The sequence below is a fragment of the Streptomyces sp. NBC_00443 genome (assembly GCF_036014175.1).
In the GTDB taxonomy this organism is placed as follows: Bacteria; Actinomycetota; Actinomycetes; order Streptomycetales; family Streptomycetaceae; genus Streptomyces.
The window spans coordinates 7,657,164-7,682,435 of sequence record NZ_CP107917.1; the positions used below are offsets into that span (position 1 = coordinate 7,657,164).

Below are 25,272 nucleotides of genomic sequence, written 5' to 3' on the forward strand. Positions count from 1 at the left end.
TGAGCGGGAGGCGTGCGCACATGGGCATGAGCGTGACCATCTCGGTGGCGACCGGGCAGGACGCGGAGCAGATCTTCAGGCTGCAGTACCTGTGCTTCCAGAGCGAGGCTGCGCTGTACGGCAACTACCGCATCGACCCGCTCGTCCAGACACTGGACTCGGTCCGTGCGGAGGTCGCCGCGGACTGCGTCTTCGTGGCTCGGCTCGGCGAGGAGGTGGTCGGCTCCGTCCGCGGCAGCGTCACCGAGGACGGCGCGGCGGCCATCGGCAAGCTCTGCGTCCACCCGCGCCTCCAGGGCCACGGCATCGGCGCCCGCCTCCTGCGTGCCGCGGAAGCCGCCCTGACCGAACAGCGCGGCGCCAAGAGGTTCCGCCTGGAGGCCGGCCACCGCAGCGAGGGCAACCTGCGCCTGTACCGCAAGGTCGGCTACGAGACGGTGGGCACGTCGAAGGGGGCGGACGGGGTCCCGATGGTCGTCCTGGAGAAGCCGGCCGGGACGTACGCGACAACGGCGTGACTGCAACTCCTTGAACGGGGCCCTAGCCGCCTGACGGCCTCAGGCGGCATCCCCGTGAGGCGCACGCTTGCGCAACCAGTACAGCGCGGACAGCGGCAAGAGCACGGGGATGAACAGGTACCCCATGCCGAAGTCGGACCACACGGTCGAGTCGGGGAACGCCGATGGCTCGACGAGGGTCCACGTGCCCACGACCAGCACGCCCACCAGTTCGGCCGCGCAGCAGACCTGCGCCGCCTTGCGGGCCGTCTCGCCGCCCCGCACCAGCGAGTACGTGATGAATCCGTAGACGAGCCCCGCCACCGCCGACAGCGAATACGCCAGCGGCGCCCGGTCGAACTCCGTCGCGATCTGGTACGCCGATCGCGACACGGCTCCGACCACCATCACACCGTACAGCCACACCAGCACAATCCCGGGCCCGCTGATCAGCCGTGCCCTGCCGGGCTTCTCCTGCGTCACGGCCACCTCAGCCTCCCCAGATGTCATAGAGCCGCACCTCGAGCACGGCCAGCACCACGCCGCCCGCGGCGACCGTCACCGACCCCCACTTGCTCCGCTCGGCCAGCGACATGAACCCGGCGGCCGGAATGCACGCGAACGAGCCCAGGAGATAGGCCACGAAGATCGTCGTGCCCTGCTCCGGCTTCTCGCCCTGCGCCAGCAGCACGATCCCGATCACCAGCTGCACCAGGGCCAGCACTGTCACCACGGCCATGCCGATGAAGTGCCAGTCCTTCGTCGGCTGATCACGGTACGCCGCCCAACCGCACCACGCGGCGAGCAGCAGCGCGGCGACCCCGGTCACCAGCGTCAGGGCATCAAACATGTGGCGAGCCTATTACGGGCCAAAAGGCCTGATGCGCCCGACCCCGGCGGTCGATCTCGTCCCCGTCGTCGTACCCGCTCGGCAACTCCCCGTCGGCCACGAAGGCCGTCACTTCCGGTCTGATGCGGGCATGATCGACGCCCGAGGCCGTGTCCGGCGAGCTCCGGCGGCCCCGTAGGGTCTGGACCATGACGATCCACGCACGCGCTCTCCTGTTCGACAACGACGGCACCCTGGTCTCCTCCCTCGATTCCGTGGACCGCTGCTGGGCGCGGTGGGCCGGTGAGTACGGGATCACGGCCGAGGAGTTCGCGCGGATCGAGCTGCACGGGCGGCCTGCCGTGGAGATAGCCGCCGACCTGCTGCCCGCCGACGTCGTGCCGGAGGCCCTCGCGCGGATCGAGGCGCTGGAGGTGGAGGACGTACCCAACGGCGGCGTCCACCTGCTGCCCGGCACCAAGGACTTCCTCGACTCGCTGCCCGCCGACCGCTGGGCCGTCGTCACCTCCGCCACCCGGCGCCTCGCCGAGGCCCGCCTCGACGCCGTCGGCATCCTGCCCAAGACCCTCATCGCCGCCGACGACATCACGCGCGGCAAGCCCGACCCCGAGCCCTACCTCCTCGCCGCCCGGCAGCTGGGCATCGACCCCGCGCACTGCGTCGTCTTCGAGGACGCCCCCGCCGGTCTGGCGGCCGGTCGCGCCGCCGGAATGACCACCGTGGCGTTCACCACAACCCACCAGGCCGACGAGCTCGACGCCGACTACGTGGTGAAGGACCTGTCGGCCCTGTCCGCCCTGGTCACCGACACCGGGGTCGAGATCGCCATACGCGCCTGAGGGCTGTCCGCCGCTGTCCAGTATGCGGACAGCGGCGGTCGGTAAGGACCGTACGTCTGGTTTACTGATCGCATGACCACGACGAGCTGCCGCATCCCTGCGACCGAGGCGACCCCTGCGCCCGGTGCTCGTTGTATGTGTCGAATGTGCGCCTTCTAGAGGGCCCCTGCACCATCTGAGCCTCGCGCCCCGAAGCGAGAGCCCGCTCATGTCCGCGCGTACGACTCGCGTACGTGACTGAGCCGCGCCCCACGCACACGTCTGCCCCCGGTTCCACCGCGTTCGCGGGAAACCGTGCTGCGTTCCGGCCGCCTTCGACCACGAATGCCCCGTGTTCGGTGCCCACGACGCGCCGTGCACTCGACAGTGACGGAAACCCAGTGATCACCACATCGGGCCTGACCAAGGTCTATCGCTCGCGCGGCCGTGAGGTCACCGCCCTCGACGGCGTCGACCTGCACGTCCGCGAAGGCGAGGTCTACGGCGTCATCGGCCAGTCCGGCGCCGGCAAGTCCTCCCTCATCCGCTGCATCAACCTGCTGGAGCGCCCCACCGCCGGCACGGTGTCCGTCGCCGGGCAGGACCTCACGGCCCTGGCGGGACGCGGTCCCCGGGCCGGCCGGGAGCTGCGCCGCGCGCGCAGCCGTATCGGCATGGTCTTCCAGCACTTCAACCTGCTGTCCTCGCGGACGGTCCAGGACAACGTCGAGCTGCCGCTCGAAATCCTCGGCACGTCCGGCAGGGACCGCTCCCGCAAGGCAGTCGAACTGCTCGACCTGGTGGGCCTCGCGGACAAGGCCAAGGCCTACCCGGCCCAGCTCTCCGGCGGCCAGAAGCAGCGCGTCGGCATCGCCCGCGCCCTGGCCGGCGACCCCAAGGTGCTCCTTTCCGACGAGGCCACCAGCGCCCTCGACCCGGAGACCACCCGCTCCATCCTCCAGCTGCTGCGCGACCTGAACCGGCAGCTGGGCCTGACCGTCCTGCTCATCACCCACGAGATGGACGTCGTGAAGTCGATCTGCGACTCGGCCGCGCTCATGGAGAACGGCCGCGTCGTGGAGTCCGGCACGGTCAGCGAGCTGCTCGCGACCCCCGGCTCCGAACTGGCCTCCGCGCTCTTCCCGGTGGGCGGCGAGGCATCCGCCGACGACCGCACCGTCGTCGACGTGACCTTCCAGGGCGAGGCCGCCACCCAGCCGGTCATCTCGCAGCTCTCGCGCACCTACAACATCGACATCTCGATCCTCGGCGCCGCCATCGACACCGTCGGCGGTCTCCAGGTCGGCCGGATGCGCATCGAGCTGCCCGGCCGCTACGAGGACAACGTCGTGCCGATCGGCTTCCTGCGCGAACAGGGCCTGCAGATCGACGTCATCGGCCAAGAGGCCCGGGAGCCCGTCTCCGCGCTGGTGAAGGAAGGTGCCAAGTGACCTGGTCCGAGATGCAGCCCCTGCTGGAGCAGGCGTGTTGGGACACCCTCTACATGGTCGGCTGGTCCACCCTCATTGCGGTCGTCGGCGGCCTCCCGCTCGGCATCCTCCTCGTCCTCACCGACAAGGGCGGCCTGCTGCAGAACATCGTCGCCAACAAGGTCATCGGGCAGATCGTGAACGTCGCCCGCTCGATGCCGTTCATCATCCTGATGGTCGCGCTGATGGGCTTCACCCGCTCGATCACCGGCACGACCATCGGCCGCGAGGCCGCCATCGTGCCGCTCGCGATCGGCGCGATCCCCTTCTTCGCCCGCCTGGTTGAGACGGCTGTCCGCGAAGTGGACGGCGGGCTCGTCGAGGCCGTGCAGTCGATGGGCGGCAACAGCTGGACCGTCGTACGCAAGGTCCTCGTACCCGAGTCCCTGCCCTCGCTGATCGCCAGCACCACGACCACGATCGTCGCCCTCATCGGCTACTCCGCCATGGCCGGCACGGTCGGCGCCGGCGGCCTCGGCGACATCGCCATCCGCTACGGCTACCAGCGCTTCGAGACCGAACTGATGTGGCTGACCGTCGCGGTCCTCGCCGTCGTCATCTCCCTCATCCAGTTCGCCGGCGACTACGCGGCCCGGTCCCTGCACCGCCGAGCCGGACGCTCGGGCCCGGGACCGAAACTGCGCCTGCTGAAAGCGTCCACGGCGACGACCAAGACCGTCTGAACCGACCCGGGCGCAACCCCAGAACTCCCCGAACACCCATGTCGGGGTCGCACCACCCCTAGGAAAGGCACTTTTCGTGCGTAACACCGCCAAGATCACCACTGCTGTCCTCGCCGCCGGAGCCCTCACCCTCGGACTCTCCGCCTGCGGCTCGGACAAGGACTCCGGCTCCGACGCGAGCGCCCCGCTGAAGGTCGCCGCCACGCCGACCCCGCAGGGCGAGATCCTCACCTACATCAAGGACAACCTCGCGAAGAAGGCAGGCCTCGAGCTCGAGGTCCGGGAGTTCACCGACTACGTGACGCCGAACACGGCCGTCCAGCAGGGTGAGGTCGACGCCAACTACTTCCAGCACCAGCCGTACCTGGACGACTTCAACAAGAAGAACGGCACCGACATAGCCGCCGTGCCGGGCGCCACCGTGCACCTGGAGCCGCTCGGCGTGTACTCCCAGGGCGTCAAGAAGCTCACGGACCTCAAGAAGGGCGCCACGGTCGCCCTGCCGAACGACACCACCAACGAGGCCCGCGCGCTCAAGCTCCTCGAAGCGAACGGCGTCATCAAGCTGAAGGCCGGCGTCGGCTACGACGCGACCCCCAAGGATGTCGCCTCGAACCCCAAGGGCCTGAACTTCAAGGAGCTGGAGGCGGCCCAGCTGCCGCGCTCCCTCGGCGACGTCGACGCCGCCGTCATCAACGGCAACTACGCGCTGGAGGCCGACCTCAGCCCGGCCGAGGACGCCATCGCCGCCGAGTCGCCCAAGGACAACCCGTACGGGAACTTCCTCGCCGTGAAGAAGGGCAACGAGGACGACCCGCGCGTGCAGAAGCTCGCGAAGCTGCTGACCTCGCCCGAGGTGAAGAAGTTCATCGAGAACAAGTACCAAGGCGCTGTCGTCGCCGCCTTCTGACGGGGCGTATACGGCGTATCGCCACGCACGGGGTCCACTCCTTCACTTGGGGTGGACCCCGTGGTGCAGTTCAGTGCTTTCATGCTGCATGCTGGGCAGTTCAGCAGGCACTGAAGGTTTTCCGAAGGTTACGGAGTGGCGCATGACTAGCACCTTCCCCAACATCTCCATCAGCACGGAGCGGTTGGTGCTGCGTCCCTTCGAAGACCAGGACATCCAGTCGTTGGCCGAGATGATGAACGACGAACTGGTCACCGCCTGGACCTCCGCGCCGCAGCCCTACACCGAGGCCGACGCCCACGCCTGGATCACCGAACTCGCCCCCGCCGAACGCACCGAGGGACGCGGCATCGTCTTCGCCGTCACCGAGTTCCTCACCCAGCGTCTCGTCGGCGTCGTGCGCCTGCAGAACTCCGACTGGCGTGTCCGCTCCAGCGAGATCTCCTACGTCGTCGCGCCCTGGGCGCGCGGCGAGGGCTACGCCTGCGAAGCGGCCCTGGCCACCGCGCAGTGGCTCTTCCACGACCAGAAGTTCGAACGGCTGGAACTGCGCACCCCCGCCGACAACACCGCCTCCCAGCAGGTGGCGCAGAAGATCGGCTGCATCAGCGAGGGCGTACTGCGCGGCGCCTGGATAGCGCGCGCCAGGACCGACAGCGGCGAGTGGATCGACGTCCGCACGGACCTCATCGTCTGGAGCCTGCTGCCCGAGGACCTGGAAGGCGTCGGCGATCAGCCGGCCGACGGCTTCACCTCGTTCGGTGACTGGAACTGACGGGTAGCGAACCCACGGGCGCCCGGGGTGCCCGCGCGGCGACCAGGTACCCTCACGGAGCCTGCCCCTCGGGCTGCCCGACGACGACCTGCGCAAACCCTGGAGAGAGACGACGATGGCCGACCGGGTCACGGTGATCGGCTGGGACGGCTCGCCGCTGACCGCCGCGGCACGCTCCGCCCTCGGTGCCGCCACGCTGGTGGCCGGTGCCGCCCACCACCTGGCGCTCCCCGAGGTGCCGCCCGCCGCAGAGCGCATCCGCCTCGGCAGCGTCGCCCTCGCCGCCCGCCGGATCGCCGGCCACCGCGGCACCGCGGTCGTGATCGCCGACGGCGACCCCGGCTTCTTCGGAGTCGTACGGACCCTGCGCGCGCCCGAGTTCGGCCTGGAGGTCGAGGTCGTCCCCGCCGTCTCCTCCGTCGCCGCCGCCTTCGCCCGGGCCGGTATGCCCTGGGACGACGCACAGGTGGTCGTCGCACACCCCCGCACCCTGCGCCGCGCGGTCAATGTGTGCCGCGCCCACACCAAGGTCGCCGTTCTCACCTCACCCGGCGCGGGCCCCGCCGAACTCGGCCTCCTCCTCGAAGGCGTCCACCGCACCTTCGTCATCTGCGAGGAGCTGGGCACCGACCGCGAGCAGGTCACCGTCGTCACCTCGGACAAGGCCGCCGACCACACCTGGCGCGACCCGAACGTCGTGATCGTCATCGGCGGCAAGGTGGCCGCCGCGGAGGGCGGGGGGTGGATCGCCGGCCGCGACCCCTCTGCCGCGCCGCGCGGCTGGACGCTCCCCGCCGAGGCCTACGGCGGTCTCATGGGCGAAGGCGAGCTGGAGCCGCTCCGCTCGGCCCAACTCGTCCGGCTCGGCCCCCGCGTCGGCGATCTCGTGTGGGACATCGGCTGCGGCAGCGGTGCCTTCGCCGCCGAGGCGGCCCGGGCCGGCGCCGCCGTCATCGCCGTCGACCGCGACCCGCGCGCCTGCGAGCGCACCGAGGCCAACGCCCGCGGCTTCGGGATCCAGCTCCAGGTCGTCCACGGCAGGGCCCCGCACGTGCTGGAGAACCTCCCCGAACCTGACGTCGTCCGCATCGGAGGCGGGGGAGCGGCCGTAGTCTCCGCAGTCGCCGACCGGCGCCCGCAGCGCATCGTCACCCACGCCGCCACCCGCGACGAAGCCGAACTCATCGGCCGCGACCTCACCCAACACGGCTACGACGTGGAGTGCGCCCTCCTGCAGTCCGTACAACTCGACACGCGTGCCTGGACGGAGCGGGAGCGGACGGTCATCTTCCTACTCAGCGGAGATCTGGGGCGGCGCGAAGCGCCTCGTTGAGGGGTGGTGGTCGGGCGACGGGCGGGCACCGACCGACCGCACAGTGTAATCGCGTAGGCCTCCCCGTGATCCGGTTGTCGTACCGCGCGCGGTAGGCTGGCCGATCGTTGTACCGCACTCGGTCGCCCGGCACTTCGTCGGTCAATGTCCGGAAAAACGCTCCCCATTTGGGGTGGGTGTGGTACGGCGAAACCGGAGGACGCGCAACGTGGCGCAGTCCACAGCGGCCTGTCGCGGATCAACCTGTCGCGACGGACGAACGGCCACGACAATGCCACTCAATGGCTTTGTCGCCTTTTTTGGGCGGGTCGTTCGTGCCGCTGGGCACGCACGCTCGTTCTTCTCTACGGGGGCGGTCGGTGCGCCGTCCCCGGTGAGCTGGTCGTGGAAGCACTAACCGATGGGCGAGGGGTACGCATGACCGACACCGGCCAGGTTCCGGGCGAGGGACTGCCGGAGAGCGCAGGCATGGTGGAGCAGCCGGGCGCCCCCGCGGCGCACGGTACGTACACCTACCTCTCCGAGACCACCGCCGAGGACGAAGACCTGCTGCTGCCCGGATCCCAGGGCGCCTGGGGCACCGAGGTCGTCCCGCCCGCGCCGGAGCCGGTCCTCGAGGCCCTGCACGAGCCGGGCGCGCACGAGATGTCCGGCCGCGACAGCGGTTCGGTCGACCTCAGTGCCGTCCGTCTGCCGGCCCCGTCGGCGCCGATTCCGCCGATCACCCCGCGCCGCCCCCTGCACCTGGGTCCGCCCATCCCCGACGCCTCCGCCAGCCCGGTCCGCTCCCTCGCCGACCGCGGCGCCGTCGGCGCCCCCGCCCGCCAGCCCGGCCCCGAGTACCTGGACGTCCCGCAGCACCACGAGGCGTCGGCCCCCCAGCCGGCGGCCGCCTGGGGTACGCCCGGCCAGGCCGCCGTGCAGGTGATCGCCGAGGCACCGACTGCCGAAACGGTTGTTCCGAACGGACAGCAGGTGGCCACGGACGGCAGCGCCGAGGCGGGTGCCGTTCAAGACGCCGAGGCCGACGCGCCTGATCCGCAGGAGGCGGCGTACGGCGCCCAGAAGCCGGCGGGTGACGATGCCGCGTCGGCTGCCGGGGCGGTACACGGCCAGGGCGCCGGTGAGGCGCCGGTGGCCGCGTTCGCCCCTGGGGCCGATGAGCTCGCGGTGGCTCCTGCTCCCGAGGCCGACCAGGCTGTGGGCGTGGATTCGGACGCCGGTGAGGCTGTGGTGGACGGGGCCGATCCCGGTGCCGCCGAGGTCGCAGCTCCGGCGGTTGCGGTGGATGTCCCTGCCGGGGATGTCCCGATGAGCGAGGTCGACTCGGGTGCCGGGCAGGCGCCGGGGGACCTGGCTGCCGATGCGGCCTTTGACGGGGCCGCGCAGGTTGCCGCTGCGACCGCTGCTGACGCCGGACACGGTTCCGAGATGCCCGCGGCTGAGGCCGCGCCGCTTCCGGAGCAGACGGCTCCTGAAGCCACACAGCTCCCTGAGCAGACGGATCCCGGAGCCGCGCCGCTCCCTGAGCAGGCGGTGCACGAGGTCGCGCCGCTCCCTGAGCAGACGGTCCCTGAGGCCGCGCCGCTCCCTGAGCAGACGGTCCCTGAGGCCTCGCCGCTTACCGAGCAGACGGTCCCTGAAGCCGCGCCGCTTCCCGAGCACGCCGTCCCTGAGGCTGCGCCGCTCCCCGAGGCGCCGGCTCCCGAGGGCACCCCGGTCGCCGACGCCCCTGCCCCTGAAGCTGGGCAGGTCCCTGACGCCCCCGCTCCGGAAGCCGCCCCGCTTCTCGACGCTCCCGCGCCCGAGGCCCCCGTGCATGTCGCCGAGCCGGCAGCGCCCGAGGCGGCCCAGTTCCCGGACGCCCCCCAAGCTCCTCAAGCCCCCCACGTCTCTGCCCCGGCTGCCCCCCAGCCGACCCCTGAGGCCGCCCCGGCCCCGGTCGCTCTCGACGCGGCGCAGGGAGCCGAGCTCGCGGAGGCCGGGAACCTCGCGCCGATGGTGCAGCCGGGAGACGCCGTCACCGTGCCCACCGACGACGCCTCCGCGACCGTAATCTCCGAACCGGCCCCGGAACTCGCGGACGCCGAGCAGGCCTACCAGCAGCAGTCGCCGCAGCACGCCGCTCTGCCGGACGCCGAAGCCGAAGCGCAGGCCGTGGCCGTGAGCGCGCCGGCCGACGACGCGGAGGCCCCGCTGGCGGACCCGTCGGCAGTCGTTGCCCCGGTGGCCCAGTTCCCGGACGCCCAGGCCCCGGACGTCACCGCCGAGCCCGCCGTGGCCCCCCAGCCTCTCGCCGCAGTCGCCGCCGATGCCGCCGCCCCGCAACCGGCCGCGGCCCAGCCCGCCCCGGCCGAGGCTCCCGAGCTCTTCGTCGCCGAGCCCGCCGGCCCGCAGCTCCGGTCCCCGGCCGCCTTGCCCGCGCAGGCCCCGGCACTCGCACCCGTGGAGCCCACGGAGCCCGTGGCGCCCGGTGAGGCCGACGCCCCGGCCTTCGTCCCTACCGGTTTCGCCCAGGAGCCCGCGCCGGACCAGCCGCTGGGCCAGTTCGTCCCCGTCGAGGGATCCGTGCCCACCACCCCGCACCTCGCCCCGACCCCGCCGCAGCCGCTCGTCCTCCCCATGGAGGAGGCACCGGCTCCCGTCGCCGCGGTTCCGGCACCTCGCGACGGCGGCCCCGAACTCGTACAGCACGCGGAGGACCTGGACACCCGGGCCGCCGACCAGGAAGACCCCGGAGAAGAGAGCACGGCGCCCGTGGAAGAAGCACCGCAGCCCACCGGCCCGGCCGCGCCCGCCTACGACGACGCCGAACGCGAGGCCGTCCTCAAGGTCATGCGCGAGCGGCGCGACATCCGCAACGGCTTCCGCAGCGACCCCATCCCGCACGAGGTCCTGCTCCGCGTCCTGGAGGCCGCCCACACCGCGCCCTCCGTCGGGCACTCCCAGCCCTGGGACTTCGTCGTCATCCGCTCGTCGGACACCCGGCGCACCATGCACGAGCTGGCGATGCGGCAGCGCGAGGCGTACGCCAAGTCCCTCCCCAAGGGCCGCGCGAAGCAGTTCAAGGAACTGAAGATCGAGGCCATCCTCGACACCCCGGTGAACATCGTCGTCACCGCCGACCCGACCCGCGGTGGCCGCCACACCCTCGGCCGGCACACCCAGCCGCAGATGGCGCCGTACTCCGCCGCGCTCGCGGTCGAGAACCTCTGGCTCGCCGCCCGCGCCGAGGGCCTCGGTGTCGGCTGGGTCAGCTTCTTCGACGAGCGCGAGATGGTCCGCGCCCTCGGCCTGCCCGACCACCTGGAGGTCATCGCCTACCTGTGCGTCGGATACGTCGACGAGTTCCCGGACGAGCCCGAGCTGCTGCAGGCCGGCTGGTCCAAACGCCGCCCGCTGTCCTGGGTCGTGCACGAGGAGACGTACGGCCGTCGCGCCCTGCCCGGCGAGGAGCCGCACGACCTGCTCGCCGAGACCGTCGCCCAGATCCGCCCGCTGGACGCCAAGGCGCTGGGTGAGGCCTGGGAGCGGCAGAAGCGGATGACGAAGCCGGCCGGCGCACTCGGCATGCTGGAGATCATCTCCGCGCAGCTGTCCGGGCTGTCCCGGCAGTGCCCGCCGCCGATCCCGGAGCCCGCGGCCGTCGCGATCTTCGCCGGCGACCACGGCGTCCACGCCCAGGGCGTCACCCCCTGGCCGCAGGAGGTGACGGCCCAGATGGTCGCCAACTTCCTCGGCGGCGGCGCGGTCTGCAACGCGTTCGCGGGCCAGGTGGGCGCGGAGGTGTGCGTCGTGGACGTAGGCGTGGTGGCGGATCTGCCCGCCACCCCCGGCCTGCTGCCCCGCAAGGTCCGCGCGGGCACGTCCGACATGACGACCGGCCCCGCGATGTCCCGCGAGGAGGCCAAGCAGGCCATCGAGGTGGGCATCGAGACGGCCCGCGACCTGGTGGCGGCCGGCAACAAGGCGCTGCTGACGGGCGAGATGGGCATCGCCAACACGACCGCCTCGGCCGCCCTGATCTCCGTCTTCACCGGCGCCGAACCGGCCGAGGTCACCGGCCGCGGCACCGGCATCAACGACGAGACCCTCGCCCGCAAGACCGAGGTCGTCCGCCGTGCCCTCGAACTCCACCAGCCCGACCCGGCCGACCCCGTCGGCGTCCTGGCCGCGATCGGTGGCTTCGAGCACGCCGCACTGGTCGGCCTCCTGCTTGGTGGCGCCTCCTTGCGTACGCCGGTGATCCTGGACGGCGTCAGCGCCGGTGCCGCCGCCCTGGTCGCCCGCGCCATCGCCCCCGAGGTCCTCGCGGCCTGCATCGCCGGCCACCGCAGCGCGGAGCCCGGCCACGTGGCGGCCCTCAACAAACTGGGCCTGCGCCCCCTGGTCGACCTCGACCTCCGGCTGGGCGAGGGCACGGGCGCTCTGCTGGCCCTCCCGCTGGTCCAGAGCACGGCGAGGGCGATGCACGAGGTGGCGACGTTCGACTCGGCGGGTGTCACCGAGAAGTGACTTCGAACCGGGGTGGGGTACGCGCTCCTGCGTGCACCCCACCCCGGCCGTACGCTGAACCAACCTCTAAAATCCGCACGTCAGGGCTGCTCCAGCGCCGTAGCACCCATCGCATTGCCAGGACGAGGAGCCGCACCTCATGGCCGAAAACCCCGCCTACCCCGTAGGCCTCCGCCTCTCCGGCCGCAAGGTGGTCGTCCTCGGCGGCGGCCAGGTCGCCCAGCGCCGGCTCCCGGCACTGATCGCGGCGGGCGCGGACGTCTTCCTCGTGTCCCCCGAGGCGACCCCGTCCGTGGAGGCGATGGCGGAGGCCGGGGAGATCACCTGGCAGCGACGCCCCTATGCCGACGGCGATCTGTCGGACGCCTGGTACGCCCTGATCGCCACCAGCGACGCCGACGCCAACACCCTTGCCTCCTCCGAAGCGGAGCGCCACCGCGTCTGGTGCGTCCGCTCCGACGACGCCGACGCCGCCACCGCCTGGACCCCGGCCACGGGAACCAGCGAGGGTGTCACGGTCGCGGTCCTCACCACCGACGCGCGCGGCCGCGACCCCGGCACACCGCCGCGATCCGCGACGCGGTCGTCGAGGGCCTGCGCGACGGAACCCTCGTCGCCCCGCACCACCGCACCCGCACGGCGGGAGTCGCCCTCGTCGGCGGCGGCCCCGGCGACCCGGACCTGATCACCGTGCGCGGCCGCCGCCTGCTCGCCGAGGCCGACGTGGTCATCACCGACCACCTGGGCCCGCGCGACCTGCTCGCGGAGCTGCCGTCGAGCGTCGAGGTGATCGACGCCGCGAAGCTGCCCTACGGCAGGTTCATGGCGCAGGAGGCCATCAACGACGCGCTGATCGAGCACGCCAAGCAGGGCAAGTCGGTCGTACGCCTCAAGGGCGGTGACCCCTTCGTCTACGGCCGTGGCATGGAGGAGGTCCAGGCGCTGGCCGAGGCCGGCGTTCCGTGCACGGTCGTGCCCGGCATCTCCAGCTCGATCTCGGTGCCGGGCGCCGCCGGCATTCCGGTCACCCACCGGGGCGTCGCCCACGAGTTCACCGTGGTCAGCGGCCACATTGCCCCCGACGACGAGCGCTCCCTGGTCGACTGGCCGTCCGTCGCCAAGCTGACCGGCACGCTGGTGATCCTGATGGGCGTCGCCACGATCGGGAAGGTCGCCGAGACCCTGATCGCCCACGGCAAGTCCCCGGACACGCCCGTCGCCCTGGTCCAGGAGGGCACGACGGCCGCCCAGCGCCGGGTGGACGCGACCCTCGCGACCGCCGCCGAGACGGTGCTCGCCCACGAGGTGAAGCCGCCGGCGGTCATCGTCATCGGCAACGTCGTGAACGTGGGACCGAGTGGACCGAACCCTTCCGCGTAACCGCGGGTAACCCAACCCGTACCGAACCGTTGGCACCACACCCAGGACAAGGCAGTATCACCCTGTGGCCGATCTCATCACCGTCGATGACCCCGCCGACCCCCGCCTGAGTGACTACACGGGCCTGACCGACGTCGAACTGCGCCGCAAGCGCGAGCCGGCCGAGGGCCTGTTCATCGCCGAGGGCGAGAAGGTCATCAGACGGGCCAAGGAAGCCGGCTACGAGATGCGGTCGATGCTGCTCTCGGCCAAGTGGGTCGACGTCATGCGCGACGTCATCGACGAACTCCCGGCCCCGGTGTACGCGGTCAGCCCGGACCTTGCCGAGCAGGTCACCGGCTACCACGTGCACCGCGGCGCGCTCGCCTCCATGCAGCGCAAACCGCTCCCGACGGCCACCGAACTCCTCCAGTCCGCCCGCCGCGTGGTGGTCATGGAGTCGGTCAACGACCACACCAACATCGGTGCCATCTTCCGCTCCGCGGCCGCCCTCGGCATGGACGCGGTCCTGCTCTCCCCGGACAGCGCGGACCCCCTGTACCGACGCAGCGTCAAGGTCTCCATGGGTGCGGTCTTCTCGGTGCCGTACGCCCGTCTCGACACCTGGCCCAAGGGCCTGGAGACGGTCCGCGAGGCGGGCTTCACCCTCCTCGCCCTCACCCCCGACGAGAAGGCCAAGACCCTCGACGAGGCCGCCCCGCACCGGATGGACCGGGTCGCCCTGATGCTCGGCGCCGAGGGCGACGGCCTCACCACCCAGGCCCTGGTCGCCGCTGACGAATGGGTCCGCATCCCGATGTCCCACGGCGTCGACTCCCTCAACGTCGGCGCGGCGGCCGCGGTCGCCTTCTACGCGGTGGCCTCGGGCCGCCCGCAGATCTAGGTCATACGGCGATGGGCCGGGGGAGGCGATCGTCGCGGTCCTCCTCCGAGCCGACCGCGTCCTCGCCATCCGCCGCGGCCCGGCCGTCGCACGTCCCGGCTACTGGCAACCCCTCAGCGGCAAGATCGAGCCGGGGGAGACCCAGCGCGAGGCCGTCGTCCGAGAGGTCCGCGAGGAGGTCGGCCTCAGCGTCGTACCCCTGGCCAAGGTCTGGGAGTCCCAGACGGACGACGGCCGCTACCGCCTCTACTGGTGGACGGCGAACGCCGAGACCGGCGACATCGTCCCCGACCCGGGCGAGGTCGCCGAGGCCCGCTGGGTCACACCGGAGGAGTTCCTGTCCCTGGATCCGGTCTTCGAGGGCGATCGGGAGTTCTTCGAACGGATCCTGCCGGCCCTGTGAGGCCCCTTCCGCTCGGACCCTAGTCGCGGATCTCGAACGTCGACTCGTACCGCTGGGACATCAGTTCGTCCTCGTCCAACGGCGAGTAGCCGGGTTCCACCTGCTCCGGCTGCGGCCGTACGACGTCCCCGTCACCGCCGAGCCCGCGATCAGGGCCCTGGCAGCCCTGTGCCGCCGCGATGCCGAGCGCCACGAGCAGCGTCACCACGACGAACACGAACAGCCGCTGCCGCAGCAGTTGCGGGTTGGCGGGCCGCCGACCGGTACTCGTCCGTGGCGCCGGCCGGCCCGCGCCATTGCGCGGTGCGGGCCGGCCGCCGCCGCCCGAGCGTGGGGCGTTGCGGGAGGCGGGGATCGGCCGGGGGCCGGGCCGGGACGAGGACGTACCGCCGGTCGGGGCGCCGCCGCCCCGCGACGGCACACCGTCGCGCGCGGGACCGGGGCCCCGGGAAGCGCCGTTGCCGCGCGGGACGGCGGTGCCGCGCGGCGGGGGAGCGCCCGGTGAGCGGCGCTGGAGACGCTGCGGTTCCGGGTAGGTGTCGGCGAGCCGCCCGGTTGCCCGGTCCGCCTCTCCGGAACGCGGCGCGGGCGGGCGTACGTCCGCGAGTCCCTGCGCCTCCCGGGCCGCGATCTCCTTCAGACGCAGCGACAACTGCAGCGTGCTGGGCCGCTCCTCCGGTGCCTTCGCGAGACAAGCCCGCACCAGTGGAGCGAGCGCGTCCGGTACGCCGTGCAGCTGGGGTTCCTCGTGGACGACGCGGTACAGCATCACCTCGGAGCTGCCGTGTCCGAAGGGTGAGTCACCCATGGACGCGTAGGCGAGGGTGGCGCCGAGGGAGAAGACGTCCGTGGCCGGCGTGACGGCGGCGCCGCGCACCTGCTCCGGGGCGAGGAAGCCGGGGGAGCCCACCGCGGTGCCGACGTGCGTGAGGGTCGAGGCCCCCGTCGCCCAGGCGATGCCGAAGTCGATGATCCGCGGGCCCTTGGGGGACAGCAGGATGTTGGAGGGCTTGAGATCCCGGTGGACGACACCGGCCTCGTGGACGGCGACCAGGCCCTCGGACAGGGCGGCCCCGACGGCGGCGACGTCCGCCGCGCCGAGTGCCCCCGCGTCGGCGACCTTGTCGTGCAGGGAGGGCCCGGGCACGTACTGCGTGGCGAACCACGGCCGATCCGCCTCAAGGTCCGCGGCCACCAGCCGTGCCGTACAGCCACCGCGAATCCGCCGTGCTGCCGACACCTCACGCGCGAACCGCGAGCGGAACTCCTGATCCTCCGCCAGATCGGGCCGGATCACCTTGAGCGCGACCCGCTGCCCCTTCTTGTCGGAGCCCAGGTAGACGACGCCCATTCCGCCCGCGCCGAGCCGTCTGTGAAGCCTGAACGAGCCGACGACGCGCGGGTCCTCGCGCCTCAGGCGCATCATCGCCATGTTCATCCCCGCTGCCCGGTCCGTCTGACGAGCCACAGCTTACGTTTCCACGGGCCGCCGTGCGCAGAGGCCGCGCCCTCTCGGGGCGATGGATTGTCAGTGGTGGGTGGGAGACTTGAAGGGTGGTCAGGGGGCTGGCGAGCAGGGCGACTTCGTCCTGCAATGTCCCCCAACCACCCATCGCAGAAGGGGGATTGGGCCTGTGAAGGGTGATCGCGTGGAGATAGTCGTGGATGCGGGGGACACGACCCGCACGTACGAGGTGGTGGCGAGCAGGGCGGGCCGCCGGGTGGAGACAGCGGTGCGGCGAGGTGTCGTGGAAGTGAGCGAAGTCACCCGAAGCGGGACTGTCGTGCGTACGGCGCGCTTCATGGCGAACCGGGTTCTCGCGCTGGTCGAGCAGCCCGTGCCGCGCGAGGACAGCTCGGAGAAACCGGTGTAGACCGGGCGTCCCCTCGGGGAAGACCCCGAGACCCAGGACCTCGTCTCCACCCAGGGGAGTACTCCCCAGGTCATGGCTCATCCTCCGGGAGGCCCGCCAATCGGTACGAGGGCATGACGCCCCGCGTGGCCCCGCCGCCTAGATTTGAGGTCAAGCGGCGGGTGCAGCACTCGTCCCCCGAGGTCAGACACCCGCCGCTGCCAAGGACAACTGACACAGGTCAGGAGAGGGACCATGGCCCAGACGGCACCGCGGACACTGATCCGCACCCAGCAGCACACACTGCTGCGCCCGCGCCGCCAGGGCCGCCGCCACCCCTTGGTGGCGACGCTCATGGCCCTTCCCCTGGCGGTCCTTCTCCTGGTCGTCTTCGACGGCTGGGAGACAGTGGCCACACAGGCGTCGTCCGTGGGAGTGATGCTGGGGCGCTGAGCGGCGACCCCAGGCCCGGAAGAGCGGTCCGGGCGGGGACATCCACCCATGAAACCCCGTGGGGACGGGGGTGCGGCGGACGGCACAAATGCCGGCGCAGCTGGGGAGCTGCGCCGGCATTGCTTTTCCCTGTGACGGCCCGCTGGGCCGAGCGCGGGCTCGCGCAGTGCTTGCGAGCCATGGGCGGAGGGTCTTCGCCTCTTGATGCCGGTCCAGGCAGAGTCAGCCTGTCCGGCGTTTGAGGACGAGGCTGCTCCATCCCGGGCCCCCACCCACCCGCAGGTGGCTCCGCTTCTCGGCGCCGGTCCGGGCACTTCAGCCCGTCCGGCGTTTGAGGACGAGGCCGTTGAGGCCGACAGCGGGGTTCTGGGGGCGGCAGCCCCCAGGGACGGGGTCGAAGGGGCAGAGCCCCTGGAGGACGGGAAGGGTAGGGGCGGCGGGGGCGAGACATCCGGGGGCACACCCGGTGCCCGGCCCCGGCCACCAGCAAGCAGCCCCCGCCCAAGCCAACCCCGTCACCCACGTACCCTCCCCTCGGCACAGACCCCCGCACACAAGGGACCCCAGTGACCCCGAACCCCCTCCTGCCCGCCCTCACCGCACACGCCGAGGCCACGGCACACACACGCCCCCACCCCTGTCCCTGCGGAGCGACCGTCACCCTCGCCGACCGCCCCGACGCCACCGTCGTCCGGCACGCCGACACCGTCGCCAAGGCCCACGCCCCGGACATCACCCTCACCGAACTCACCCCCCGTCTCACCACCGCCGCCAACCTCCCCGGCATACTCCTGGCCCCGCTCACCCCCATACCCGCCGACCTGCACGGCCGACTGGTCACCTTCTGGCCGTACGGCACCCCCGTGGACCCCGGCGATCCCGACGCGGCGCCCTGGGAGGCGGCAGCCACCCTCCTCGCCCGCCTCCACCGGACCCCGACCGACGCCTCGGCGACGCTGCCCCCCATGCGCGGTCCGGCCAAGGCCGCCCATGCCGTGGACCGCCTCCGCGCACAACGGGGCGACAGCCCAGCCGCCGGCACCGCCGCCGTCCTCCGTGCCTGGGACACCCTCCCCGCCTGGGCCCGCGCGAAGGCGCCGCAGCCCGACACCAGGACCCTCTGCCACGGCGACCTCCACCTCGGCCAACTCGTCCGCCACCCGGCCCCGGACGGCCCTTGGCTGCTCATCGACGTCGACGACCTGGGCGTGGGCGTGCCGGCCTGGGACCTGGGACGGCCGGCCGCCTGGTACGCCTGCGGGCTGCTGTCGCCCGAGGAGTGGGAGCGATTCCTGTCGGCGTACCGCGCCGCCGGCGGACCGGCCGTTCCCACGGACGGCGACCCCTGGCCCGCCCTGGACATCCCGGCCCGCGCCCTCACCGTGCAGACCGCCGCAAGGGCGATCACCAAGGCTTTGGCCGAGGGGCGTCTCCTGGACGAGGTCGAGCAGTCGCTCGTGGACGCCTGTGACCGAATGGCTTCCGTCCCCCCTGAGTTGACCCGGGATTACGCAAAGTAGGGTGCAACCGACCGCAGCCGGACAGAGTCTGTTCTGGCGAGACGCGAAGCAGGATCGACCGGCGAGGAGTTGAGCCGAGCATGCAGTGTCCGAAGTGCCGAGCCCCGATGCACACGTACAACCGCAACGGCGTCCAGATCGAGCAGTGCAGCGGTTGCCGCGGCATCTTTCTCGACTACGGCGAGCTGGAGTCACTGACCCGCCTGGAGTCCCAGTGGACCCAGCCGGCCCCGCCCCCTCCGGCCGCCCCGCAGGCCTACCCGGCCCCTGCCCCTCAGGCCCCGGCCTGGGGTGCCCCGCACGGTGGTCACCACGGCGGCGGTCACTACGGCCACAAGCGTCACAAGAGCTTCGGCCACATGCTGTTCTCCAGCTGAGCCGCACCAGCACCAAGAAGCCCCCGGTCATCGACCGGGGGCTTCGGTGTGTGGACGATACTGGGATTGAACCAGTGACCTCTTCCGTGTCAGGGAAGCGCTCTCCCGCTGAGCTAATCGTCCTCGGGACCGTGATCGACCAAACACGCCTGAAGATCACGAACTTGCTGCGTGCGCGATACTGGGATTGAACCAGTGACCTCTTCCGTGTCAGGGAAGCGCTCTCCCGCTGAGCTAATCGCGCGGGGGATCCGAAGATCCAGTGGACGATACTGGGATTGAACCAGTGACCTCTTCCGTGTCAGGGAAGCGCTCTCCCGCTGAGCTAATCGTCCGTGGAGGTGGAGACGGGATTTGAACCCGTGTAGACGGCTTTGCAGGCCGTTGCCTCGCCTCTCGGCCACTCCACCAGGAGTGTAGGGGGTCGGGAAGATCCCCTGTTCCTTCGAGCGGACGACGAGGCTCGAACTCGCGACCTCAACCTTGGCAAGGTTGCGCTCTACCAACTGAGCTACGTCCGCTTGTCGTTTCGTTCCGCTCCCGCGGCCCGGCGACGAGTTGAACTCTAGCGGATTCCGGGGCCAGCACAAAAACGCGTTTGTGCAGCGTGCTGCGCTGCGCCTGCTCAGGGACCTGCCGACGGCTCCCGAAGGGACATGGCCAGGTCACCTGCGGGACACCCCCCATAGACTCGACTGCGTGCCCGACCTCCCTCCCCTCGCCCGCTTCGGCGATCGCGTGGCCACCGGCCTCCTCGATGTGACCAACGACGCCGCTGCCCTGGACTCCAGCGGTTTCTGGGCCGTCTGCGCCGACTTCGAGGGCGGTCTGACCTGCGCCCGCTTCCGGGACGTACGGGAGGAGCCCGTGCCCGCGCCGGTGCGGGGGAAGTGGCTCGGTCCGGCTGCCGGTGACTGGTCGTCCTCGCTCGACCGCGCCGCGTACACGGCGGGCGTAAGGCGCATCCGCGAGTACATAGCGGCCGGCGAGGTCTATCAGGCGAATCTGTGCCGTGTCCTGAGCGCGCCGATCGGGCCGGACGCCGATGTGGACGACCTGACGGCGCTGCTGGCCCGCGGCAACCCGGCGCCGTACGCAGGAACGATCCGGCTGCCGGGGCACGGGGTTGAGATAGCCACCGCGTCACCCGAGCTCTTTGTGCGCCGTGACGGGCGTGTTGTCGAGTCCGGGCCGATCAAGGGCACCGGAAGGACCGAGGCGGACCTGCTGGAGAAGGACTACGCCGAGAACGTGATGATCGTGGACCTGGTGCGCAACGACATCGGCCGTGTGTGCGCCACCGGGTCGGTGACCGTGCCCGATCTGTGCGCCGTCGAGAAGCACCCGGGACTTGTCCATCTGGTGTCCACCGTCCGCGGTGAACTGGGCGCCGACGCCGGCTGGCCCGAACTGCTCGGGGCCGCCTTCCCGCCCGGCTCGGTCACCGGCGCGCCCAAGTCGAGCGCCCTGCGGATCATCGACGCGCTGGAGACGGCGCCCCGGGGCCCGTACTGCGGTGGCATCGGATGGGTCGACGCCGACCGCGGGGTCGGCGAGCTGGCCGTCGGGATCCGTACCTTCTGGATCGACCGGGCCGAAGGTGTGCTGCGTTTCGGCACCGGTGCCGGGATCACCTGGGGGTCGGACCCCGAGGGGGAGTGGCGGGAGACCGAGCTGAAGGCGTCCCGGCTGCTCGCGGTAGCGTCGGGGGCGTACGAGGTGAGTGGAGAGGGACTGCAATCGTGAAGATCTGGCTGGACGGCGGGCTGCAGGACATCGAGTCCGCCCGTGTCTCCGTCTTCGATCACGGGCTGACCGTGGGCGACGGCATCTTCGAGACGGTGAAGGCGGTGGACGGCCGGCCGTTCGCGCTGACCCGGCACCTCGACCGGCTGACGCGCTCGGCGCGTGGTCTCGGTCTGCCGGAGCCCGACCACGACGAGGTGCGCCGCGCCTGCGCCGCCGTCCTGGAGGCCAACCCGATGCCGCTCGGCCGGCTGCGCATCACCTACACCGGCGGTCACGGCCCCCTCGGCTCCGACCGTGGCGAGCACGGACCGACCCTCGTCGTCGCCCTCGGCGAGACCACCCGGCGCCCCGACTCCACGGCGGTCATCACCGTGCCCTGGACCCGCAACGAGCGCGGCGCGCTGACCGGCCTGAAGACGACCTCGTACGCCGAGAACGTCGTCGCCCTCGCCCGCGCCCACCAACACGGCGCTTCCGAGGCCCTGTTCGCCAACACGGTCGGGCAGCTCTGCGAGGGCACCGGGTCGAACGTCTTCGTCGTCCTGGACGGCGAGATCCACACCCCGCCGATCGCCTCGGGCTGCCTCGCGGGCATCACACGCGTGCTGGCGATCGAGTGGACCGGCGCGAAGGAGACGGACCTGCCGCTGGACGTCCTCGAGCGGGCCGACGAGGTCTTCCTGACCTCCACCCTCCGGGACGTGCAGGCCGTGCACCGCGTCGACGACCGTGAACTGCCGGGCGCACCGGGGCCGGTGACCGCCAAGGCCATGCGGATCTTCGCGGAGCGGTCGGGCGACGACCTGGATCCGTAGGGGCAAGGGGCACGCGAAAAAAATGGGCTGCCGTGGGCCGGTGCGGTGGGTAGAACACCCCTGATGACCACGACCCTGCGGCCGACCGAGCCGCTTCAGCACAACGAGGACGGGACCCGTTCGCGCCGCTTCCAGGTATGCGTGAACGGCCGCCCCGTGGGCGTACTCCACCTCGGCACTCATCCCGTCTTTGGTGACACGGTGGCCCAAATATCCGAGCTGCGCATCGAGGAACCGGACCGGCGCCGCGGCCGGGGCACGGTGGCCGCCCTCGCGGCGGAGGAGGTGGCGCGCGGCTGGGGCTGCCGGCGCATCGAGGCGACGGTCCCCGCCCAAGCCGGAACGGCGCTGCGCCTCGCCACGGCGCTCGGCTACGTCGTACGCAATCGCGGCAGGGAGAAGGCGCTCGGCGACACTCCGCCCGATCTGCCCCGGGGCGGCCGGGCGCGACCCATGACGGAGGCCGAGTACGGCTCCTGGCTGGACGAGAGCCGGGAGGGATACATGCGCAGCTGGGCCGAGCGCGGGGTCCCGGAGGCCGAGGCCCGGGCCAAGTCCGAGCGGGACCACGCGGCACTGCTGCCGGACGGTCTGCGCACGCCGGATGTGTTCCTCAGCGTCCTCGAACACGAGGGAACCCCGGTGGGCACCCTGTGGGTGGCGGCGCGCGACGGCGGCGCGTACGTGTACGACGTGGAGACCGCCCCGGCCCACCGGGGCAAGGGACACGGACGCACGCTGATGCTCGTGGCCGAGGCCCAGGCGATCGCCGCGGGGCACCGGGTCATCGGCCTCAACGTCTTCGCGGACAACACCCCGGCAGAGCGGCTCTACGAGTCACTCGGCTACGAGACGACCCTGTACGCCCTCTACAAGACGCTGCTCTAGCCGTCGGCCGGGCGAGGGTCCGGCGGCCGTGGGCCTGGCGGACGTCAGGCGCTCTGCTCCGCCAGCAGCCGGTCCGCGATCTCCTCGATGCGCTCGCGCAGCCCCTCCTGGCTCTTGCCGCCGTCGAGGCGCTCGCCGCCGATCACATACGTCGGCGTGCCGGTCACGCCGATCGCCTTGCCCTCGGCCTGGTCGGCGTCGACGATCAGGATGTGCCGGCCGTCCACCAGAGCGGTGTCGAACTCCTCGGTGTCCAGGCCGAGTTCCCCGGCCGCCTCGACCAGGAAGGGTTCACCCTTACGGCCCAGCTCCTCGACCCGGCCCAGCACGGCCTCCACGTAGGGCCACCCCTGCCCCTGCTCGAAAGCCTCCTCGGCGGCCTGCGCGCCGGCGAAGGCGTGCTTGTGCTTCTCCAGCGGGAAGTGCCGCAGCCGCAGCTCCAGCCGGTCGCCGTAGCGGGCGCGCAGGGCACGGAGATCGTCCAGGGAGCTGCGGCAGTCGGGGCACTGCAGCTCGCACCAGACGTCGAGGACGGGGGCGGTGGGGCGGTCGGGGGAGGAGTCGCTCATGGCTCCAGTCTCCCAGCAGCGGCGCGGGCGACCCAATCCGACCGGGTTCCTCGCGGGACGAGGACCCTGACGCAGCCCCGCGCCGTGCTGCCGCGACCGGGACCTGCGGAGGAGATGACCCGGAGATGTCCCTGATGTCGGGCCCAGGCATGGCCGGGCGGGGCTGCCACGGTGCAGGATGGAAGGGACGAAGTGCCCTGACCGACTCTGCCTGCCCTGGAGGACCGGATGATTGCCGAGACCGTCTGTTCCGCCGTCGCCGCGGCCGGCCTGGGCATCGCGGCGGTCACGGCGTACCGCAAGCGTTTCCTCGCGGCCACGCGCATCGCCGCGTACTCGCTGGTGCCCCTGGGGCTGGTGATGACGGGTGTCGTCGACTGGCTGGCGGACACCGCGTTCAGCCCGACCGCTTGGGCGGGCTTCGGAGTCCTCGGCGTCGCCTGGCTGCTGTTCGCGAGCAGCCGCGCGGTGGAGCGCCGCCGTGGCACCCGCAAGGAGCGCAAGGAAGCCAAAGCCGGCGCACAGCGCGAGGCGGTGGCCCCGGCGGCCCCGGCGGCCCCGTCGGCCTCGGCGCCCTCGCTGGGTGCGGGCTCCCGTCAGTCGACCCGGCCCGCGACCGCACCCAGGGCCGAGGGTTCGGAGGACTTCAGCGACATCGAGGCGATCCTCAAGAAGCACGGCATCTGACGCTCGCGCGCAGGACTGAAACGACACAGTGGGTCGCCGCCCGGCCGTAAGTGATCAGCACTCGAACCGGACATCGAGGAATTTGGCGAACGCCCGCTCATTGCGGGCGTGTTGATCGCGCGACGAGGGACAACTACGTCATCATCGCCGCGAGATGCTGGACACGACACAAAGCGAGGCCGCGCCACCTCAGGACGAGCCCCGCGGGTGCCTCTTCGCCCTTTCCCAGCCACCGCTGATGATCTTCCTTGCGGTGATCGGGTGTCTGCTACTCATGGCTGCGCTGCACGATCTGCTGCTGCTCTGAGCCGTACCCGCGGCCCCCGGCGCCACCCGCCGGGGCCCGCGTAGACACCGGCGTCTCGGTGACCGCTCAGCCCGCTGCTTCCTTGCGCCGAGCCCGGTAGGCGGCCACATGCAGACGGTTTCCGCAGGTGCGGCTGTCGCAGTAGCGCCGCGAACGGTTGCGGGAGAGGTCCACGAAGGCGTGCCGGCAGTCCGGTGCCTCACAGCGCCGCAGCCGCTCCTGCTCGCCCGCCACCACGAAGAACGCCAGCGCCATGCCGCAGTCGGCCGCCAGGTGGTCGGCGATGGACGCGCCGGGGGCGAAGTAGTGCACATGCCAGTCGTAACCGTCATGGTCCGTGAGCCGGGGGGTGGTTCCGGCGGCGGCGATCAGCTCGTTGATCAGCCCGGCAGCGGTCCGCGCTGCGGGCTCCGCGAAGATCTCGGCGAACCGCCCGCGCACCTTGCGCACCGCGGACAGATCGAACTCCGAGAGGACACCGACATCGCTGATTTCGTGCTTTTGTACGAAATCGGCGAGCGCTGCGACGTCCGGCAGCGCGTCCGGAGTCTCGTCGCCCTCCGGTGCGGTGTTCACCAGATCCACCACGGCATCGAGCGCACACCGGGTGTCATGGGTGATCAGCACGTTTCGCTCCCTGGCCTGAGGTCGGGCGGGGCGCCCGCCGATGCTGGCCGATGGTAGTGGCTCGCAGTGCCCACAGACCGGCCACGACCGGACGTGGCTTCGAATACAACGCCGCAGGGGCGCCGACGGTTCCCGCCGGGGCCGGCCCCGGCGGGAACCGTCGGCGTGTACGCACGGTCACCGACACGGCCGCCCTCCCCGAGCGCGTCAGCGCCGCCCCGCGGTGCGGAGGCGGCGCTGATGTGTGCCCTATGCGGTTGTCTTGGCCCGAGCCGTCTCCCCGAGTCGACGGCGCCGGGCGGCTTGCGGGGGCCTCGGCCTAGCTTTCCGCCAGGATGTGCGAGAGCTCCTGATCGAGATCGAAATGCCGATGCTCCGTACCGGGGGGCACCGCGGCATCCGTTCGCTTCAGGAAGGACTCCAGAGCCCGTGCCGGGGCCTCGAGCAGGGCCTCGCCCTCCGGAGAGCTCAGGGCGATGCAGACGACGCCCTGACCGTGACTGCGCGACGGCCAGACGCGGACGTCGCCGGTTCCGGTGGGCCGGTGGAGGCCCTCCGCGAGGAGGTCGCGGGCGAACACCCACTCGACGGTCTCCTCGGCTCCGGTGTGGAAGGTGGCGTGCACGGCGTAGGGGTCGGCCGTGTCGTACCGCAGGCCTGCGGGGACAGGCAGGGATGACTCGCTCGACACAACGAGGCGCAGGTGCAGCTCGCAGCTGACCGTGGTGTTCATAAGCGCCAGGGCCTTTCGCTCAGTGTGCGCTCGGGGATTCGCACGTCGGCGAAATCGACATGCCACCTACGGTGCCGTTGTAAACCCCTCTGAGTGTTTTGCGTGCGTTTACGTAACTCTTCCGGCCGAGAACCCGTTCGCGAGGTTCGACCATTCC

The 25,272-nt window shown here is 71.6% G+C and carries 25 protein-coding genes, 5 tRNA genes and 1 pseudogene; 20 read left to right on the forward strand and 11 right to left on the reverse strand.

All coding sequences use genetic code 11. The features are described 5' to 3' along the window. Window positions 1-20 precede the first annotated feature (20 nt). Window positions 21-518 (forward strand): GNAT family N-acetyltransferase, encoded by a 498-nt coding sequence (locus tag OHO27_RS34840; RefSeq protein ID WP_328428930.1) that lies wholly within the window; start codon window positions 21-23, stop codon window positions 516-518. Between the two features lie 39 nt (window positions 519-557). Here OHO27_RS34840 and OHO27_RS34845 read toward each other — a convergent pair whose 3' ends face one another. Together OHO27_RS34845 and OHO27_RS34850 are read right to left on the reverse strand one after the other, a co-directional pair. Continuing rightward, entirely contained in the window at window positions 558-1,007 is a 450-nt protein-coding gene (locus OHO27_RS34845) for a hypothetical protein (protein WP_328428931.1), read from the reverse strand. Continuing rightward, entirely contained in the window at window positions 988-1,347 is a 360-nt protein-coding gene (locus OHO27_RS34850) for a hypothetical protein (RefSeq protein ID WP_328428932.1), read from the reverse strand. The genes OHO27_RS34845 and OHO27_RS34850 overlap by 20 nt, the downstream gene beginning before the upstream one ends. Before the next feature lie 188 nt (window positions 1,348-1,535). On the opposite strand from OHO27_RS34850, the gene OHO27_RS34855 reads away from it, so the two are divergent. From OHO27_RS34855 to OHO27_RS34900, 10 genes and pseudogenes are all read left to right on the forward strand, one after another. After that, complete coding sequence (locus OHO27_RS34855) at window positions 1,536-2,186, forward strand: HAD-IA family hydrolase (protein WP_328428933.1); 651 nt, start codon at window positions 1,536-1,538, stop codon at window positions 2,184-2,186. Between the two features lie 380 nt (window positions 2,187-2,566). Next, window positions 2,567-3,616 (forward strand): methionine ABC transporter ATP-binding protein, encoded by a 1,050-nt coding sequence (locus OHO27_RS34860; protein WP_328428934.1) that lies wholly within the window; start codon window positions 2,567-2,569, stop codon window positions 3,614-3,616. Then, window positions 3,613-4,338, forward strand: a complete 726-nt coding sequence (locus tag OHO27_RS34865; protein ID WP_328428935.1) for a methionine ABC transporter permease — start codon at window positions 3,613-3,615, stop codon at window positions 4,336-4,338. Before OHO27_RS34860 ends, OHO27_RS34865 begins: the two co-directional genes overlap by 4 nt. 76 nt (window positions 4,339-4,414) lie before the next feature. Beyond that, a complete protein-coding gene (locus OHO27_RS34870; RefSeq protein WP_328428936.1) occupies window positions 4,415-5,248 on the forward strand; it encodes a MetQ/NlpA family ABC transporter substrate-binding protein in 834 nt (277 codons plus the stop codon). Between the two features lie 142 nt (window positions 5,249-5,390). Continuing rightward, window positions 5,391-6,023, forward strand: coding sequence for a GNAT family N-acetyltransferase (locus tag OHO27_RS34875; protein ID WP_328428937.1), 633 nt, complete (start codon window positions 5,391-5,393; stop codon window positions 6,021-6,023). Between the two features lie 115 nt (window positions 6,024-6,138). Then, a complete protein-coding gene (gene cbiE, locus OHO27_RS34880) occupies window positions 6,139-7,356 on the forward strand; it encodes a precorrin-6y C5,15-methyltransferase (decarboxylating) subunit CbiE (RefSeq protein ID WP_328428938.1) in 1,218 nt (405 codons plus the stop codon). Window positions 7,357-7,773: 417 nt separating this feature from the next. Beyond that, complete coding sequence (gene cobT, locus OHO27_RS34885; RefSeq protein ID WP_328428939.1) at window positions 7,774-11,871, forward strand: nicotinate-nucleotide--dimethylbenzimidazole phosphoribosyltransferase; 4,098 nt, start codon at window positions 7,774-7,776, stop codon at window positions 11,869-11,871. A 139-nt stretch (window positions 11,872-12,010) separates the two neighbouring features. Beyond that, window positions 12,011-13,251: pseudogene (gene cobA, locus OHO27_RS34890) on the forward strand (uroporphyrinogen-III C-methyltransferase). Window positions 13,252-13,315: 64 nt separating this feature from the next. Continuing rightward, entirely contained in the window at window positions 13,316-14,134 is an 819-nt protein-coding gene (locus OHO27_RS34895) for a TrmH family RNA methyltransferase (RefSeq protein WP_328428940.1), read from the forward strand. 28 nt (window positions 14,135-14,162) lie between these two features. Beyond that, complete coding sequence (locus OHO27_RS34900) at window positions 14,163-14,537, forward strand: NUDIX domain-containing protein (RefSeq protein WP_328430643.1); 375 nt, start codon at window positions 14,163-14,165, stop codon at window positions 14,535-14,537. Between the two features lie 19 nt (window positions 14,538-14,556). Here the strand turns inward: OHO27_RS34900 and OHO27_RS34905 are convergent, their stop codons facing one another. After that, window positions 14,557-15,975, reverse strand: a complete 1,419-nt coding sequence (locus tag OHO27_RS34905; protein ID WP_328430644.1) for a serine/threonine-protein kinase — start codon at window positions 15,973-15,975, stop codon at window positions 14,557-14,559. Window positions 15,976-16,171: 196 nt separating this feature from the next. Between OHO27_RS34905 and OHO27_RS34910 the strand changes: the two genes are divergently transcribed. The 4 genes from OHO27_RS34910 to OHO27_RS34925 all read left to right on the forward strand — a co-directional run bounded on the left by OHO27_RS34910 (window position 16,172) and on the right by OHO27_RS34925 (window position 18,740). Next, window positions 16,172-16,411 (forward strand): hypothetical protein, encoded by a 240-nt coding sequence (locus OHO27_RS34910; protein ID WP_328428941.1) that lies wholly within the window; start codon window positions 16,172-16,174, stop codon window positions 16,409-16,411. A gap of 234 nt (window positions 16,412-16,645) precedes the next feature. Beyond that, window positions 16,646-16,843, forward strand: coding sequence for a hypothetical protein (locus OHO27_RS34915; protein WP_328428942.1), 198 nt, complete (start codon window positions 16,646-16,648; stop codon window positions 16,841-16,843). A gap of 566 nt (window positions 16,844-17,409) precedes the next feature. Beyond that, window positions 17,410-18,363 carry a phosphotransferase gene (locus OHO27_RS34920; RefSeq protein WP_328428943.1) on the forward strand — a complete coding sequence of 318 codons (954 nt, stop codon included), beginning with the start codon at window positions 17,410-17,412 and terminating at the stop codon, window positions 18,361-18,363. An 80-nt stretch (window positions 18,364-18,443) separates the two neighbouring features. Continuing rightward, window positions 18,444-18,740: a TFIIB-type zinc ribbon-containing protein gene (locus OHO27_RS34925; protein WP_328428944.1), complete on the forward strand. Its 297-nt coding sequence runs from the start codon at window positions 18,444-18,446 to the stop codon at window positions 18,738-18,740. Between the two features lie 51 nt (window positions 18,741-18,791). On the opposite strand, the gene OHO27_RS34930 is transcribed toward OHO27_RS34925, so the two are convergent. The 5 genes from OHO27_RS34930 to OHO27_RS34950 form a co-directional block, all read right to left on the reverse strand. Beyond that, window positions 18,792-18,863: transfer RNA gene (locus tag OHO27_RS34930), tRNA-Val, on the reverse strand. A gap of 49 nt (window positions 18,864-18,912) precedes the next feature. After that, window positions 18,913-18,984: transfer RNA gene (locus OHO27_RS34935), tRNA-Val, on the reverse strand. A gap of 19 nt (window positions 18,985-19,003) precedes the next feature. Next, window positions 19,004-19,075 (reverse strand) — tRNA-Val (locus OHO27_RS34940). A gap of 1 nt (window position 19,076) precedes the next feature. Beyond that, window positions 19,077-19,150: transfer RNA gene (locus OHO27_RS34945), tRNA-Cys, on the reverse strand. A 38-nt stretch (window positions 19,151-19,188) separates the two neighbouring features. Beyond that, a tRNA-Gly gene (locus OHO27_RS34950) sits at window positions 19,189-19,261 on the reverse strand. Window positions 19,262-19,439: 178 nt separating this feature from the next. Between OHO27_RS34950 and OHO27_RS34955 the strand changes: the two genes are divergently transcribed. From OHO27_RS34955 to OHO27_RS34965, 3 genes are all read left to right on the forward strand, one after another. Further along, complete coding sequence (locus OHO27_RS34955) at window positions 19,440-20,486, forward strand: chorismate-binding protein (RefSeq protein WP_328428945.1); 1,047 nt, start codon at window positions 19,440-19,442, stop codon at window positions 20,484-20,486. Then, window positions 20,483-21,304: an aminotransferase class IV gene (locus OHO27_RS34960; protein ID WP_328428946.1), complete on the forward strand. Its 822-nt coding sequence runs from the start codon at window positions 20,483-20,485 to the stop codon at window positions 21,302-21,304. The genes OHO27_RS34955 and OHO27_RS34960 overlap by 4 nt, the downstream gene beginning before the upstream one ends. Window positions 21,305-21,367: 63 nt before the next feature. After that, a complete protein-coding gene (locus OHO27_RS34965) occupies window positions 21,368-22,192 on the forward strand; it encodes a GNAT family N-acetyltransferase (RefSeq protein WP_328428947.1) in 825 nt (274 codons plus the stop codon). A gap of 44 nt (window positions 22,193-22,236) precedes the next feature. Here OHO27_RS34965 and OHO27_RS34970 read toward each other — a convergent pair whose 3' ends face one another. Next, entirely contained in the window at window positions 22,237-22,761 is a 525-nt protein-coding gene (locus OHO27_RS34970) for a DsbA family protein (RefSeq protein WP_328428948.1), read from the reverse strand. A 228-nt stretch (window positions 22,762-22,989) separates the two neighbouring features. Here OHO27_RS34970 and OHO27_RS34975 point away from each other — a divergent pair, with 228 nt between their 5' ends. Then, window positions 22,990-23,448 (forward strand): hypothetical protein, encoded by a 459-nt coding sequence (locus OHO27_RS34975; RefSeq protein ID WP_328428949.1) that lies wholly within the window; start codon window positions 22,990-22,992, stop codon window positions 23,446-23,448. A gap of 154 nt (window positions 23,449-23,602) precedes the next feature. Next, window positions 23,603-23,755, forward strand: a complete 153-nt coding sequence (locus tag OHO27_RS34980; protein ID WP_004002639.1) for a hypothetical protein — start codon at window positions 23,603-23,605, stop codon at window positions 23,753-23,755. Window positions 23,756-23,821: 66 nt separating this feature from the next. Here the strand turns inward: OHO27_RS34980 and OHO27_RS34985 are convergent, their stop codons facing one another. Both OHO27_RS34985 and OHO27_RS34990 read right to left on the reverse strand, forming a co-directional pair. Beyond that, on the reverse strand, window positions 23,822-24,382 hold the full coding sequence (locus OHO27_RS34985) for a CGNR zinc finger domain-containing protein (RefSeq protein WP_328428950.1): 561 nt from the start codon (window positions 24,380-24,382) through the stop codon (window positions 23,822-23,824). Between the two features lie 319 nt (window positions 24,383-24,701). Beyond that, entirely contained in the window at window positions 24,702-25,115 is a 414-nt protein-coding gene (locus OHO27_RS34990; protein WP_004002642.1) for an SsgA family sporulation/cell division regulator, read from the reverse strand. Between the last annotated feature and the right edge of the window lie 157 nt (window positions 25,116-25,272).